1 protein-coding gene is annotated in these 817 nt (G+C 64.3%); it reads right to left on the reverse strand.

The annotated features are described in order from the left end of the window. Positions 1–128: 128 nt before the first annotated feature. A partial coding sequence (gene istB, locus WM94_RS27695) for an IS21-like element ISPpu23 family helper ATPase IstB (RefSeq protein ID WP_061552631.1) occupies positions 129–817 on the reverse strand: 689 nt, incomplete at its 5' end.

Raw genomic sequence — 817 nt, forward strand, 5'->3', positions numbered from 1 at the left:
TGCGGATTCCACGCCATCCGGCCACCCAGTCCGCTCTCATCTGGCCAGGCATTCCACGGCCATCTGGCCACCTGTTCCACGGCCATCCGGCCGGGCAGTCGGAGCGCAGCGACGCAGGGGGGGCATTGTTAGTCTGAGGTGCCCGGTGTCGTCAATTTCTTCGTCTGTTTGCGCATCGACTCACCCTTGAGGTTGATCCGATAAGCGTTGTGCACCAGGCGGTCGAGGATGGCGTCGGCCAGAGTCGGATCACCGATCAGTTCGTGCCAGTTGTCCACTGGCATTTGGCTGGTCACGATGGTCGAGCGCTGGCCGTAGCGGTCGTCCAGTAGCTCCAGCATGTCGCGGCGCTGTTCCGCGTTGAACGGGGCCAGACCCCAGTCATCAAGGATCAGCAGGTCGGTCTTGGCATAGCCGCTCATCAGCTTGGCGAAGCGCCCGTCGCCGTGGGCTAGGCCCAACTCTTCCAACAGGCGCGGCAAGCGCAGGTAACGCACGCTGTAACCCTCTCGGCAGGCCTGGTGGGCCAGGGCGCAGGCCAGCCAGGTCTTACCGACGCCAGTCGGGCCGTTGATAATCAGGTTGAGTCCGTCGCGTAACCACTGACCGCTGCTCAGCTGGAGGATCAGCGCCTTGTCGAGTCCGCGCGGGCTGCGGTAGTCGATGTCTTCGAGGCAGGCGTTGTGCTTGAGCCGGGCCTGACGCAGGCGGCTGCTGAGGCGCTTGTCGTCGCGCTCGGTCAGTTCGCGGTCGACCAACAGGCCGAGGCGTTCCACGAAGCTCAGGCTGTCGATGTCGGGGGTTTTCAGTTGCTCGG

The sequence above is a fragment of the Pseudomonas sp. ABFPK genome (genome assembly GCF_001586765.1).
GTDB lineage: Bacteria > Pseudomonadota > Gammaproteobacteria > Pseudomonadales > Pseudomonadaceae > Aquipseudomonas > Aquipseudomonas asiatica.